Origin of the sequence: Agrobacterium sp. SORGH_AS 787 (assembly GCF_030819035.1) — a bacterium.
GTDB lineage: Bacteria > Pseudomonadota > Alphaproteobacteria > Rhizobiales > Rhizobiaceae > Agrobacterium > Agrobacterium larrymoorei_B.
This window is the reverse complement of sequence record NZ_JAUTBG010000002.1, coordinates 731,706-745,543: the sequence shown is the minus strand read 5'-3', so window position 1 is coordinate 745,543 and position 13,838 is coordinate 731,706. Positions and strand designations below refer to the sequence as shown.

The following is a 13,838-nucleotide window of genomic DNA, read 5'->3' as shown; positions in this document are numbered from 1 at the left end:
AGGAAAGGCGAGGCTTCAAGCGATCGCCGGTTATGCAAATGGATTTCACGAATGGCACTCCCGAAAGACGTTAAGAAAGTCGTTCTCGCCTATTCCGGCGGTCTCGATACCTCGATCATCCTGAAGTGGCTCCAGACCGAACTCGGCGCGGAAGTCGTCACCTTCACCGCCGATCTCGGCCAGGGGGAAGAGCTTGAGCCTGCGCGCAAGAAGGCGGAGATGCTCGGCATCAAGGAAATCTTCATCGAGGATGTCCGCGAAGAGTTCGTTCGTGACTTCGTCTTCCCGATGTTCCGCGCCAATGCCGTCTATGAAGGCGTCTATCTGCTCGGCACGTCGATTGCTCGCCCGCTGATTTCCAAGCACCTGATCGAGATTGCCAAGAAGACCGGCGCTGATGCCATTGCCCATGGTGCCACCGGCAAGGGCAACGACCAGGTTCGCTTCGAGCTTTCCGCTTACGCGCTGAACCCCGACATCAAGATCATTGCGCCTTGGCGCGACTGGACCTTCAAGAGCCGTACGGACCTCTTGAACTTTGCCGAGCAGCACCAGATCCCGGTTGCCAAGGACAAGAAGGGCGAGGCGCCGTTCTCTGTCGATGCCAACCTGCTGCACTCGTCCTCCGAAGGCAAGGTTCTGGAAGACCCGGCACAGGAAGCCCCGGAATATGTGCATATGCGCACCATTTCTCCGGAAGCTGCACCCGACAAGGCAACCGTCATCAAGGTCGGTTTCCGCAAGGGCGATGCCTGCTCGATCAACGGCGTTGAAATGTCGCCCGCGACGCTTCTCAAGACGCTGAACGATTATGGCCGCGACAATGGCATCGGTCGTCTCGACCTGGTGGAAAACCGCTTCGTCGGCATGAAGAGCCGCGGCGTCTACGAGACCCCCGGCGGCACGATCCTGCTTGCAGCCCACCGCGCCATCGAATCCATCACGCTCGACCGCGGTGCAGCGCACCTCAAGGACGAGCTGATGCCGCGTTACGCCGAGCTGATCTATTACGGCTTCTGGTTCTCGCCGGAGCGCGAAATGCTGCAGGCCTTGATCGACAAGAGCCAGGAGCATGTGGAAGGCGAAGTGACGCTGAAGCTCTATAAGGGCAATGTCATGGTCACCGGTCGTGAGAGCGCCAAGTCGCTTTACTCCGACAAGCTCGTCACCTTCGAAGACGACCAGGGCGCCTACGACCAGAAGGACGCCGCCGGCTTCATCAAGCTCAACGCGCTGCGTCTGCGCACGCTCGCCAAGCGTAATCTGGGCAAATAATCTGCGTTTGATGTGACCATTCAAAGCCCCGTTTCGCGCGGGGCTTTTTGTTGCCTCCGGCTTAGCTTTCCGCCCGGCTTTTATCCATGGCAGCGGTATGGAGGTTCTTCTGCATGACAGACAGCAGCGCATGGAAGCGCTCAATGTCTTCTTGATTGAGACCTTCGGTCGCCTGGGCCATCAGGCCATCCACCTCTTCGCGCACCGATTTCAACATGTCGGTCGAGCTTTGCGTCAAATAGATGCATTTCGACCGGCGGTCGTCCGGGTTGGGGCGGCGCTCCACGAGGTCGAGCGATTCCAGTTTGTCGAGATAGGTACAGACCGTCATCGGTTCGAGACCGATGCGGGCGGCAATGTCAGCCTGCTTGGCGCCGTCGATGGCGGCGACCGTCAGGAGCGCGCGGGCTTCGCCGGGTGTCAACCCAAGGCCGGCATTGGCGATACGTCGCTCGAAAACGCTGTTGAGGAATCGGGCGCTGCTGTTGAGCAGAAAGGCCAGCGGTTCTCTTTCGGGATTGGATGTCATCAAACAGGTGCTTTTCATTAGAACTCTTCTACTTTGTGACAATTTCTCGCTGCCCATGCAATCGGACGAAAGAAGAAAGTGTTCCGCATTGCGCTCTATTTCTTGAACTGCAGCCATCGTGCTTTTTGAAAAATCGCATCCGATTTTGCCCCATTGCTGTCGCGGTTCCTGGGATCGGATATTGAAAGCTTGTATCGGGCATGCCCATATGGCTGACAATCACATCTGCATGAGGACATCACCATGACATCGACGATCGCGCATTATTCCGCTCTGACCGACTGGAACGGAAAAAACGGCCTGCCGCGGTTCGATGCTGTCAAGGATGAGGATTTCGCGGGCGCCTTCGATGCGGCGCTTGCTGCGCATGATGCGGAGATCAATGCCATTGCCGGCAATAGCGAGGTGCCGAGCTTCGCCAATACAGTGATAGCGCTCGAGATCGCAGGCGATGAGCTGTCGCGTGTCTCGGCGCTGTTCTGGAACAAGGCGGGTGCCCATACCAATCCGCAAATCCAGGCGCTGGAGCGTGAGATCGCGCCAAAAATGTCGCGCCACTATTCGCGCATCGGCATGAACGAGGCGCTGTTCAAGCGCATCGATACGCTGTGGGACAAGCGCGAAACGCTGGGGCTGACCCAGGAGGAATTGCGTGTGCTTGAGCGCCACTGGAAGGGTTTCGTCCGTGCCGGTGCGAAGCTGCCCAAAGCCGAGCAGGAGCGTCTGGCCGCGATCAACGAAGAACTGGCGGGTCTTGGCGCGAATTTCGGTCAGAACGTTCTGGCGGATGAGAAGAACTGGAAGCTGTTGCTCTCTTCGGATGACGAGCTTGCCGGTATCCCAGGCTTCCTGCGCGATGCCATGGCGGGCGCCGCCAAGGAGCACGGCGAAGATGGCAAGTTTGCCGTGACGCTGTCGCGCTCGATCATCGAGCCTTTCCTCACCTTCTCCGAGCGCCGTGATCTGCGCGAACAGGCCTTCAAGGCCTGGGTGGCGCGGGGCGAAAATGGCGGCGAGACGGACAATCGCGAGATCGTCAAGAAGACGCTGGCGCTGCGCGAAGAAAAGGCAAAGCTGCTCGGCTACGACAACTTTGCAGCCTACAAGCTGGACGACACCATGGCGAAGACGCCGGATGCGGTGAACGGTCTTTTGACCCAGGTATGGGAAAAGGCCGTGGCGCGCGCTGGCGAAGAGGAAGCCGAGCTTGCAGCGATCATTGCCGACGAGGGCAAGAACCATGAGGTCATGCCCTGGGACTGGCGGCATTACGCGGAAAAGCTCAGAGCAAAGCGCTTCAATTTTTCCGAAACGGAGCTGAAGCCCTATCTTCAGCTGGAGAAGATCATCGAGGCCTGCTTTGACGTGGCGACACGCCTCTTCGGCATTCACGCCGTCGAATTGAAAGACGTTAAGGCTTATCACCCCGATGTCCGCACCTTCGAAATTCGCGATGCCAATGGCGAGCTGAAGGCAATGTTCCTTGGCGATTATTTTGCGCGTCCCTCCAAGCGCTCGGGTGCCTGGATGAGTTCGTTCCAATCGCAGCACAAGCTGCCGCTGAAGAATGGTGCTGTCGGTGAACTGCCGATCATCTATAATGTCTGCAACTTCGCGAAGCCCTCAGCCGGCAAGCCGGCGCTCCTCTCGTTGGATGATGCGCGCACGCTGTTTCACGAATTCGGCCATGCGTTGCATGGCATGATGTCGAACGTCACTTATCCCTCCGTTTCGGGAACTGGCGTGTCCCGCGACTTCGTCGAACTGCCCTCGCAGCTCTACGAGCATTGGCTGACCGTGCCGCAAATCCTTGAAAAATATGCGCTACATTACGAAACCGGCGAGCCGATGCCGAAGGCGCTGCTCGACAAGGTACTGGCGGCGCAGACCTTCAATGCCGGTTTCAACACGGTCGAGTTCACTTCCTCGGCGCTGGTCGATATGGCGTTCCACACCCGTGGAAAAGTTGACGACCCGATGGCGGTTCAGGGGGAGGTGCTGTCCTCGCTTCACATGCCGAAGTCGATCACCATGCGCCACGCCACGCCGCACTTCCAGCACGTGTTTTCCGGTGACGGCTATTCGGCTGGTTACTATTCCTACATGTGGTCGGAAGTGCTGGATGCCGACGCTTTCGAAGCTTTCGAGGAGACGGGCAATCCCTTCGATCCGGAAACAGCGCGCAAGCTTCTCGACAATGTCTATTCCGTCGGTGGCGCGGTCGATCCGGAAGTGACCTACAAGGCCTTCCGCGGCAAGATGCCGAGCCCGGAGGCGATGCTGAAGAAGCGCGGACTGGTGGCCGCGTAACGCGTGCCGCGCAGACGCGTGAAGCCGTCTTGCGACGCCGACACGTGAGCGAAGAAGGGGTGAAAGCGGGAGGATCGAATCTGAAAGATCGCGCCCGCTTTAATCTCAAAATCCCGCAAAAACCTGTCACACAACTCTGATACCGCGTTTTCGCAAGGGGCTTATGTCATAAGCCCCCCTTTCGCATTTGCAAAAAAAAGGTTATGAGCCCGCCAAACTAAATTGGCGCATCCCATACGATCAGCGCCCCAACCTCAGAGATTTAATCATATGGCCCTTCGCAACATCGCGATCATCGCGCACGTTGACCATGGAAAAACGACACTTGTTGACGAGCTTTTGAAGCAGTCTGGTTCGTTCCGCGACAACCAGCGTGTTGCCGAGCGTGTTATGGATAGCAACGATCTGGAAAAGGAACGCGGCATCACCATTCTCGCCAAGGCGACTTCGGTTGAGTGGAAGGGTGTTCGCATCAACATCGTCGACACCCCCGGCCACGCCGACTTCGGTGGCGAAGTCGAGCGTATCCTTTCGATGGTGGACGGCGCTATCGTTCTGGTCGACAGCTCCGAAGGCCCGATGCCGCAGACGAAATTCGTCGTCTCCAAGGCGCTGAAGGTCGGTCTTCGCCCGATCGTCGCGATCAACAAGATCGACCGTCCGGATGGCCGCCACGAAGAAGTCATCAACGAAGTGTTCGACCTTTTCGCAAACCTCGACGCGACCGACGAGCAGCTGGACTTCCCGATCCTTTACGGCTCCGGTCGTGATGGCTGGATGAACGTCAACCCGGAAGGTCCGAAGGACCAGGGTCTCGCACCGCTGCTCGATCTGGTTCTCGAACACGTTCCGGAGCCCAAGGTCGAAGAAGGTCCGTTCCGCATGATCGGTACGATCCTTGAAGCCAACAACTTCCTCGGCCGTATCATCACCGGTCGTATCGCATCCGGCTCGATCAAGCCGAACCAGGCCGTCAAGGTTCTGGGCCAGGACGGCAAGACGATCGAAACCGGCCGTATTTCGAAGATCCTCGCCTTCCGCGGCATCGAGCGTACCGCGATCGAAGAAGCCCATGCGGGCGACATCGTTGCGATTGCCGGTCTTTCCAAGGGCACCGTTGCCGATACCTTCTGCGATCCGTCGGTCACCGAAGCGATGACGGCGCAGCCGATCGATCCGCCGACCGTGACCATGTCCTTCATCGTCAATGACAGCCCGCTGGCTGGCACCGAAGGCGACAAGGTAACGAGCCGCGTTATTCGCGACCGTCTGCTCAAGGAAGCCGAAGGCAACGTTGCGCTGAAGATCGAAGAAGCCGAAGGCAAGGACTCGTTCTTCGTGTCCGGTCGTGGCGAATTGCAGCTTGCGGTTCTGATCGAAACCATGCGTCGCGAAGGCTTCGAGCTTGCCGTGTCGCGTCCGCGCGTCGTGATGCACAAGGATGAGAACGGCACCCTGCTGGAGCCGATCGAAGAAGTCGTTATCGACGTCGATGAAGAGCATTCCGGTGTCGTCGTCCAGAAGATGTCCGAGCGCAAGGCTGAAATGGCCGAGCTTCGCCCTTCCGGTGGCAACCGCGTTCGTCTGAAATTCTACGCCCCGACCCGCGGCCTGATCGGCTACCAGTCGGAACTCTTGACCGACACGCGCGGTACGGCCATCATGAACCGCCTGTTCCACGATTATCAGCCCTTCAAGGGCCAGATCGCGGGCCGCGTCAACGGCGTTCTGCTGTCGAACGGTTCGGGCGAGGCCGTCGCTTACGCCATGTTCAACCTGGAAGACCGTGGTCCGATGATCATCGAGCCGGGTGAAAAGGTCTATGCCGGTATGATCATCGGCATTCACACCCGCGACAACGATCTCGAAGTCAACGTGCTGAAGGGCAAGCAGCTCACCAACATCCGCGCCGCCGGCAAGGATGAAGCCGTGAAGCTGACGCCGCCGATCCGCATGACGCTCGACCGCGCTCTGTCCTGGATCCAGGATGACGAGCTGATGGAAGTGACGCCGAAGTCGCTTCGTCTGCGCAAGCTGCATCTCGATCCGAACGATCGGAAGCGCTTCGAAAAGGCAAAGATGGCTGGCTGATCGCCTCGCTATTAACCGTATTTCCAAGAACCCGGCTCGAGCACCCCTCGAGCCGGGTTTTTCTTTGTGCGGGCGAATCAGGCCCGCTTGTCTCAATGGTAAAAAAAGCGTTAATCTTGGCGTTATCGTCCACATGATTAGGCTGTGGGTAAACTTGCTGCCGTTAACCTTTATGGCTGGTAAGTTTTCATGGCCGGGGCCAGAATCGCGTTATGAAAACGTTATCCATCGATGTTCGCCGGGCTGAGCCGGAAGACGCTGGCGCTATCGCACAGACGCACCGGCTGTCCTGGGAGCAAGCCTATTCGGGACTTATTCCCCACAAGCCGCTCTGGCAGATGCTGGATCGCCGCGACGAGGATTGGTGGCGCCGGGCTGCGCGCGGATCTGCCACGCTGCTGGTGGTCGAAGTTGCCGGAGTGATCGCCGGCTATACGACGCTTGGCCTCAATCGCGCCCGCGGCCTTCCCTATGATGGCGAGATCTATGAGCTTTATCTGCGCCCGGAATATCAGGGTATCGGCCTTGGAACCGTTCTTTTCAAAGAGGGGCGCCGCCTGTTGAAGTCGCTTGGCTGCAACGGCGTGGTGGCCTGGTGCCTTGAAGATAGCGATGTCGCCAGCCGCTTCTTCCGCTCGCATGGCGGCAAGGATATCGCCGAAGGCATGGAAGACTTTGCCGACAAGCAGTTGCGCAAGATCGGTTTTGCCTGGCGCTAAGCGGGTACCAGCAGCCCACCTGATTTCTGCAACGATTGCGACCAGGACGCTGCGACTGATCCTATGACGTCGGCACAGCACGTCCTCAGACTTCTTGCCCCTTGTTTCTTGTAACACTCTCAATCCTTTAAGCTGCGCCCATTCTTGGTTCGACAAAAGCGCCCGGCTCGCGGCGGGCAATGTTGCAAAGCGCTGCCTTTCCCAGTATCGAGGATCAACCTCAACTCACCGAAATAAGGAAAGAGTATGCGTATTGATGCAATCTCCGTCGGCAAGAACCCGCCTGAAGACGTCAATGTGATCGTTGAAGTGCCGGTCGGCGGCCATCCTATCAAGTACGAGATGGATAAGGATGCAGGCGCACTGATCGTCGATCGCTTCCTCTACACGCCGATGACCTATCCGGGCAATTACGGCTTCGTGCCGCACACGCTCTCGGATGATGGCGACCCGATCGATGTGTTGATCTGCAATACCCGTCCGCTGGTCCCAGGCTGCGTCATCAATGTCCGCCCCATCGGCGTGATGATCATGGAAGACGATGGCGGCAAGGATGAGAAGATCCTGGCGGTTCCGGTTCCGAAGCTGACGCGCCGCTACGACAAGGTCGTCAACTACACCGATCTGCCGGAAATCACGCTGAAGCAGATCGAGCACTTCTTCGAACACTACAAGGATCTGGAACCCGGCAAGTGGGTGAAGATGGGCGGCTGGCAGGATGTCGACGTTGCCAAGAAGCTGATCGTCGAAGCTGTCGAGCGCTACAAGGCTCAAGGCTGATACATGTTCGGAAGCGTGAGATGTCTCATCTCACGCTTCGTCTCTCTACCGGACGCGACACCGCTCTTTCGCACACGCCTTGAGCCATGGTGAGGTGATGGTAAGCCGAAGATCTCCTCGTCTTGTCACGGCAAGTTCCGCGTCGAAGCTGTCTCGCACTTTGCGATCATCTCCATTGTTTTTGCTGTTCTCCAAGCACGGCGCAGGTCAACTGGCCCGCAGCTTGCATCGCGCATCCTATGAGGACATCAAAATTTAGCCATGGGCAGGCAGTCACACACGTTACATGGCACCGGCTTTTCGGCGCGCTGAACAAGGACGGCCAGGCTCTTAACCTGCAAATACGGCGCATGATCGTGCATGCGATAGAGACAGGCGTGCTCAACAAGAACATGCGTCTGCCGTCCACACGGGAACTTGCGGGCCTTCTTGGAATTGCGCGCAATACGGTCACGACTGCCTATCAGTTACTCATCGATGAAGGTTTTTTGGTCTCGCGCGAACGCAGCGGTATTTTCGTCGCCGCCAATGGCACGCGCAACGGCCCCAATCGGCGTGACGAGGCTTCGGTCGATGACTGGTCGTCGCGCTTTGCCATCCAGCCATCCCGACTTCGCCAGATCTGCAAGCCGCGAGACTGGCTGGATTACCCTTATCCTTTTCTTTTCGGTCAATACGACCCTGCGCTTTTCCCAACCAATAATTGGCGCGAAGCGGTGAAGGCGGCATCCAGCGTCAAGGAAATCCAGGGCTGGGCCGGGGATATGATCGACGACGATGACCCCGACCTTGTCGAGCAATTGCGTGTGCAGGTGCTGCCGCGACGCGGCATCTTTGCCGGTCCGGGCGAGATTATCGTCACCATCGGCTCGCAGCAGGCCTTGTCGATGCTGGTGCAGCTTCTCGTCGGACCGAGCACCGCGACCGGCATGGAGGACCCTGGATACCCTGATGTCCGAAACATGCTGAGCCTGGCGACACAGAATGTGATCGCACTGAAACAGGATCGGCATGGCATCGTGCCGGATGCCGACTTTGCCAGCCGTGATGTTGCGTTTCTTACCGTCAGCCATCAGTGCCCGACAACCACTGTGACGCCGCTCGAGCGGCGGCGACAGTTGTTGCAAGCCGCCAACCGCGACGACGTCCTGATCGTCGAGGACGATTATGAAGCTGATCTTTCGATCGAGAGCGATGGCGACATTCCGTCTCTCAAGAGCCTCGATACGGAGGGCCGCGTCATCTATGTTGGCAGCTTCTCCAAGGTTCTCGCGCCCGGTTTGCGGGTGGGGTATATCGTCGCCCCGCAGCCGGTGATCGATGAGTTGAGGGTTCTGCGCCGGTTGATGCTTCGTCATCCGCCCACGAACAATCAACGCGCATTGGCGAACTTCATTGCACTTGGACATTACCGACAGCACCTCGGTCGCACCGGCGCCGTCATGCTGGAACGGGCAACGCTGATAGCGGATCTCCTTCCAGACCTCATTCCTTCCTGCAGGATCGCTCGCGGTGAAGGGGCAACGAGCTTCTGGATCGAGGGGCCACCCGGTTTTGACCCACGCCGGCTTGTCGATACTGCCCGTCGATCCGGCGTCTTGGTCGAGGCGGGGGACATCTTCTTCGCCGATCCAGCCGCAGGCCAGCGCTATCTCAGGCTCGGATTTGGTTCGATTGCGACCCATCGCATCGAGGCTGGTCTTGCAAGACTGGCACCGCTCATCAAGACATTTGTCGACAGAGCGGACAAAGCGCCACGCACCGATTTCCGACCCGCGCCCTTTCCGGCGGCGCCTTTCTGAGCAGCGGGTCCAGAACGGACAATCCATGGAGCCAGAGACCGTTTGCACGGGCAAAGGCGGTCGCGTCCGTGCTAATGCGGAGCCAGCAACGCTTTTGGAGGCACCCATGAGTTCGATCGTTCAACCCAACGACATCCGGGACGTTATCGAGGCCGATCGCGCCCATGTCTGGCATCACCTCACGCAACACAAAACATTCGAGACCGCCGATCCGCGGATCTTCGTTGAGGGACGCGGTATGCGGGTCTGGGACGCGACGGGCAAGGAATATCTGGACGCTGTCGCGGGCGGCGTGTGGACTGTCAATGTCGGCTTCGGTCGCGAAAGCATTGCCAATGCGGTTCGCGACCAGCTCGTCAAGCTGAACTATTTCGCCAATTCAGCGGGCTCCGTTCCCGGCGCATTGTTTGCGCAGAAGCTGATCGAAAAGATGCCTGGCATGAGCCGGGTCTATTATTCGAACTCAGGCTCGGAAGCGAACGAGAAAGTCTTCAAGATGGTGCGCCAGATTTCGCATCGTCACCACAAAGGCAAGAAGTCCAAGATCCTCTACAGGGAGCGTGATTATCACGGCACGACGCTTGCCACGCTGGCCGCAGGCGGCCAGCCGGAACGCCGCGAGCAATATGGTCCGCTGCCAGCCGGCTTTGTCGAAGTGCCCCACTGCCTCGAATATCGCAGTCAGTATGGCGATATTGCCAATTACGGCGAGCGCGCCGCCGAGGCAATCGAAGACGTGATCCTGCGCGAGGGACCGGATACCATCGGCGCGCTCTGCCTTGAGCCTATCACGGCGGGTGGCGGCGTCATCGTTCCGCCTGCCGGTTACTGGGAAAAGGTGCAGGACATCTGCCGCCGCCACGACATTCTGCTTCATATTGATGAAGTCGTCTGCGGGGTAGGGCGCACGGGCAAGTGGTTCGGCTATCAGAATTTCGGTGTCGAGCCGGACTTCGTCACCATGGCCAAGGGCGTGGCCTCCGGCTATGCGGCGATCTCCTGCACCGTCACCACCGAGAAGGTGTTCGACCTCTTCAAGGACGATCCATCCGACCCGATGTCGTTCTTCCGCGATATTTCGACCTATGCGGGCTGCGTCGGCGGCCCGGCAGCGGCGCTCGAAAACATGCGGATCATCGAGGAGGAGAACCTGCTTGAAAACACCGCCCTTATGGGCGAGCGGCTTCGGTCCAATCTTCGGGAGCTGCAAGTGCGCCATGCGGTCATCGGTGAGGTGCGCGGCGCGGGCCTGTTCTGCGGCGCGGAGCTTGTCAGCGACCGGACAACGAAGACGCCGGTGGAGGAGAAACAGGTTCAGGCCGTCATCGCCAACTGCATGGCGAATGGCGTCATCATCGGTGCCACCAACCGCGCCCTGCCGGGGCTGAACAATACGCTCTGCTTCAGCCCCGCCTTGATCGCGACGGCAAGCGACATCGACGAGATCACAGCTGCGGTCGATCAGGCACTGACAAAGGTCTTCGGCTGATCAATCCATCTTTACAAGTGAGAAGGCCCGCACATCCAAGGCGGGCCTTCTCTCATTCTGTTCAGGCTGTTTCCTGGCGATAAACCTGAAATGGCGCCCAGGACTGGCTGACAGGCATGATCTCGACACTGTTGATGTTCACATGTGCCGGAAGCGACGCGACCCAGTAGATGGTCTCGGCGATATCCTCCGGCTGAAGGGGATTGGCGCCCTTGTAGAGCCTGTCGTAAGCCGCCTGATCGCCGCCGGTGCGCACCAGTGTGAATTCGCTTTCCGAAAGGCCGGGCTCGATGGATGTCACGCGGACGCCACGGCTGGAAAGATCGCTGCGAAGCCCGAGCGAAAACTGGCGGACGAAGGCCTTCGTGCCGCCATAGACATTGCCGCCGGGATAGGGCCAGTTCGATGCGATGGAGGCGAGATTGACCACAAGCCCACGGCGGGCGAGCAGGGTTTCGAGCAGCATCCGGGTTATCGTCACCAGTCCGGTGACGTTCGTGTCGATCATCGTCTTCCAGTCGTCAAGCTCGCATAGATCGGCAGTTCCCGTCCCCAGGGCAAGACCCGCATTGTTGACCAGCGTATCGATCGCCGCGAAGGCGGGGGGAAGCGAAGCCAGAGCCTGTTGCATACCCGCTTCATCGCGAATGTCGAAGCAGAGGCCGTGCGCGCGCGACGGGCCGCCGAGTTCGGCAACAAGCGCGTCCAGCCTGTCTTTTCGTCGGCCGGTGATGACGACGGACCAACCTTCCGTGACGAAGCGCCTAGCTATGGCCTGCCCAAAGCCCGATGTGGCGCCGGTGATCAGGGCGATTTTCGACATGATGCATTCCTTTCCATTGGTCATGCTGCCACAAGGGCGAAAACGGCCTGTATCAGGCCGATAATGGCGATGGTCACGAGACCACCCGATGAAAACCGATGCCAGACATGCGGCTGAAGCCGCCGCGATACGATGTAACCGACAGCAAAACCCACCAGTGTTGCAGGCAGGTAGGTGGCGATCAGCCATGGCAATTGAGGATCGACCTCGCCCAGGAACACTCTGCTCGCAAGGCTGACGAGGTCGATGGCGCCGAAGAATACGGCGAGCGTGCCGCGCACATGAGATCGTTGGGTACCACCGGCAAGCAGCCACGCCGCGGCAAGCGGCCCGCCGACCGCAAAGGCGGAAAGCAGCAGGCCGACGGCGAAACCGAAGAAAACCCCGAAGACGCGTCCGGCAAGCCACGCTGGCGGATTGCGGATCAGCGCGACACAGGCCGCCAGCATCACGATAGCCGCAACGAGAATGCGTGCTGTCTCTTCGTCCAGATGGGCTGCCGACCAACCGCCGAAAAACGCGCCGCAGAAGCCTGACGCCAGGAGGAGACGCGCAGCCTTCCAATCGACCGCGCCAATCTTGCGGTCGCCAAGGGTGAATGCCGTCAGGACAAGATCGTTGAAGAGAATGAAGGGTACGCTGCTTTGCGGCGCCATCAGGGCTGCCGTCAGGCCGAGTGCGGCGACCATGGCATAGCCGAAGCCGGTCACGCCGCGAAATGCGCCGGCAATGATCGTCACTGCCGCGATTGCTGCCATTTCCATGATATCTCCGGTGCCTGGTTTTCTTCTCCTTGCTTCTAAAAGCGGCGAGGTGCCTTCCGGCAGAGCCAGACGAAGGCATCTGTGGGACCAGTCGTGCATGGATCCCGTCTGCACTGGGCCAGATGGCTCCTGAAATGGGTGCAACTGGCTCTTTCGGCACAATGCTTGCTTGCCGCTTAATAGGACCGTCTTCCCGATCCTCTCAAGGAGTGAGCCTTCATGAACAGACTGAGCAAAGCTTTTGTGTCCTTTGCCGCGACGTGCAGTGCCGTTTTCGGCCTTTCGTTCGGCGCATTGGCTCAAGACAAGACCGTGACTTTCGCCTATCAGGACATGATGACGCCGATCCGTGTTCTGATGGAATCCGGCAAGCTGGAGTCCGAAACCGGCTACAAGATCAAATGGGTCAAGTTCGGTGGCGGCGGCGATGTCATCCGTGCCATGTCGTCCGGCGATGTCGATATCGGCGAGGCTGGCTCCTCTCCGATTGCCGCGGCTGCTTCCCAGGGCCTGCCGATCAAGCTCTTCTGGATCCTGGACGATATTGCCAACGCCGAGCAGCTCGTGGTGCGCAAGGATAGCGGCATCAAGACGATCGCCGACCTGAAAGGCAAGACGATCGCCGTGCCCTTCGTTTCCACCTCGCATTACCAGTTGATGTATGCCCTGTCGGAAGCCGGGCTGACGACGCGTGATGTCAAGCTTCTCAACATGCGTCCGCCGGAAATCGCCGCTGCCTGGGAGCGTGGCGACCTGGACGCGACCTTCATCTGGGCGCCGGTTCTCGACGTCGCCAAGAAAAACGGCACAGTGATCGCAAGCGCAGGTGATTTTGCCGCAAAGGGCAAGGCCACCTTCGACGGCCTCGTCGTGACCGACAAGTTTGCCGATGCCAACAAGGAGTTCGTCACCACCTTCGTCAAGCTCCTTGCCGCTGCCGATGCCGATTATGCGGCAAACAAGGCTGCCTGGACGCAGGATTCGAAGCCGGTCGCCGCCGTCGCGAAATGGACGGGTGCCAACCCCGCCGACGTTCCAGCCGCAATGGCCGCCTACAAGTTCCCGACGCTCGAGCAACAAGGCTCTTCCGAGTGGCTGGGCGGTGGCGCTGCAAAGGCGCTGCAGTCGACGGCAGAATTCCTAAAGGAGCAGGGCCGCGTCACAGACATTGCGCCGGACTATTCGGCTTTTGTGACCGATGAATACGTCAAGGCTGTCAAGTAAACGGCACCCTCGGGCGGGCTGGGCGATCCAGC

At 59.1% G+C, this 13,838-nt stretch carries 11 protein-coding genes; 8 read left to right on the top strand and 3 right to left on the bottom strand.

The genetic code is table 11. The annotated features are described in order from the left end of the window. The first annotated feature begins 51 nt into the window (after nt 1–51). Nucleotides 52–1,275 carry an argininosuccinate synthase gene (locus tag QE435_RS12980; protein WP_306934551.1) on the top strand — a complete coding sequence of 408 codons (1,224 nt, stop codon included), beginning with the start codon at nt 52–54 and terminating at the stop codon, nt 1,273–1,275. 61 nt (nt 1,276–1,336) lie between these two features. On the opposite strand, the gene QE435_RS12975 is transcribed toward QE435_RS12980, so the two are convergent. Further along, the gene (locus tag QE435_RS12975) at nt 1,337–1,804 is read right to left on the bottom strand and encodes a MarR family transcriptional regulator (RefSeq protein WP_349042853.1); all 468 of its coding nucleotides are present in this window, start codon (nt 1,802–1,804) and stop codon (nt 1,337–1,339) included. 243 nt (nt 1,805–2,047) lie between these two features. Here QE435_RS12975 and QE435_RS12970 point away from each other — a divergent pair, with 243 nt between their 5' ends. The 6 genes from QE435_RS12970 (at nt 2,048) to QE435_RS12945 (ending at nt 10,995) form a co-directional block, all read left to right on the top strand. Then, on the top strand, nt 2,048–4,114 hold the full coding sequence (locus QE435_RS12970) for a M3 family metallopeptidase (RefSeq protein ID WP_349041624.1): 2,067 nt from the start codon (nt 2,048–2,050) through the stop codon (nt 4,112–4,114). A gap of 270 nt (nt 4,115–4,384) precedes the next feature. Further along, nucleotides 4,385–6,205, top strand: a complete 1,821-nt coding sequence (gene typA, locus QE435_RS12965; RefSeq protein ID WP_296039711.1) for a translational GTPase TypA — start codon at nt 4,385–4,387, stop codon at nt 6,203–6,205. A gap of 212 nt (nt 6,206–6,417) precedes the next feature. Beyond that, nucleotides 6,418–6,924, top strand: coding sequence for a GNAT family N-acetyltransferase (locus tag QE435_RS12960; RefSeq protein ID WP_306934549.1), 507 nt, complete (start codon nt 6,418–6,420; stop codon nt 6,922–6,924). A gap of 246 nt (nt 6,925–7,170) precedes the next feature. After that, nucleotides 7,171–7,704 carry an inorganic diphosphatase gene (gene ppa, locus QE435_RS12955; RefSeq protein ID WP_296020462.1) on the top strand — a complete coding sequence of 178 codons (534 nt, stop codon included), beginning with the start codon at nt 7,171–7,173 and terminating at the stop codon, nt 7,702–7,704. Nucleotides 7,705–7,943: 239 nt separating this feature from the next. Next, entirely contained in the window at nt 7,944–9,506 is a 1,563-nt protein-coding gene (locus QE435_RS12950; protein ID WP_349041623.1) for a PLP-dependent aminotransferase family protein, read from the top strand. A gap of 106 nt (nt 9,507–9,612) precedes the next feature. After that, the gene (locus QE435_RS12945) at nt 9,613–10,995 is read left to right on the top strand and encodes an aminotransferase class III-fold pyridoxal phosphate-dependent enzyme (RefSeq protein WP_349041622.1); all 1,383 of its coding nucleotides are present in this window, start codon (nt 9,613–9,615) and stop codon (nt 10,993–10,995) included. Between the two features lie 61 nt (nt 10,996–11,056). Here QE435_RS12945 and QE435_RS12940 read toward each other — a convergent pair whose 3' ends face one another. Together QE435_RS12940 and QE435_RS12935 are read right to left on the bottom strand one after the other, a co-directional pair. Beyond that, entirely contained in the window at nt 11,057–11,818 is a 762-nt protein-coding gene (locus QE435_RS12940; RefSeq protein ID WP_349041621.1) for an SDR family NAD(P)-dependent oxidoreductase, read from the bottom strand. 20 nt (nt 11,819–11,838) lie between these two features. Next, the gene (locus tag QE435_RS12935; protein WP_349041620.1) at nt 11,839–12,582 is read right to left on the bottom strand and encodes a sulfite exporter TauE/SafE family protein; all 744 of its coding nucleotides are present in this window, start codon (nt 12,580–12,582) and stop codon (nt 11,839–11,841) included. A gap of 219 nt (nt 12,583–12,801) precedes the next feature. Between QE435_RS12935 and tauA the strand changes: the two genes are divergently transcribed. Next, entirely contained in the window at nt 12,802–13,806 is a 1,005-nt protein-coding gene (gene tauA, locus QE435_RS12930; protein ID WP_306934544.1) for a taurine ABC transporter substrate-binding protein, read from the top strand. Nucleotides 13,807–13,838 lie beyond the last annotated feature (32 nt).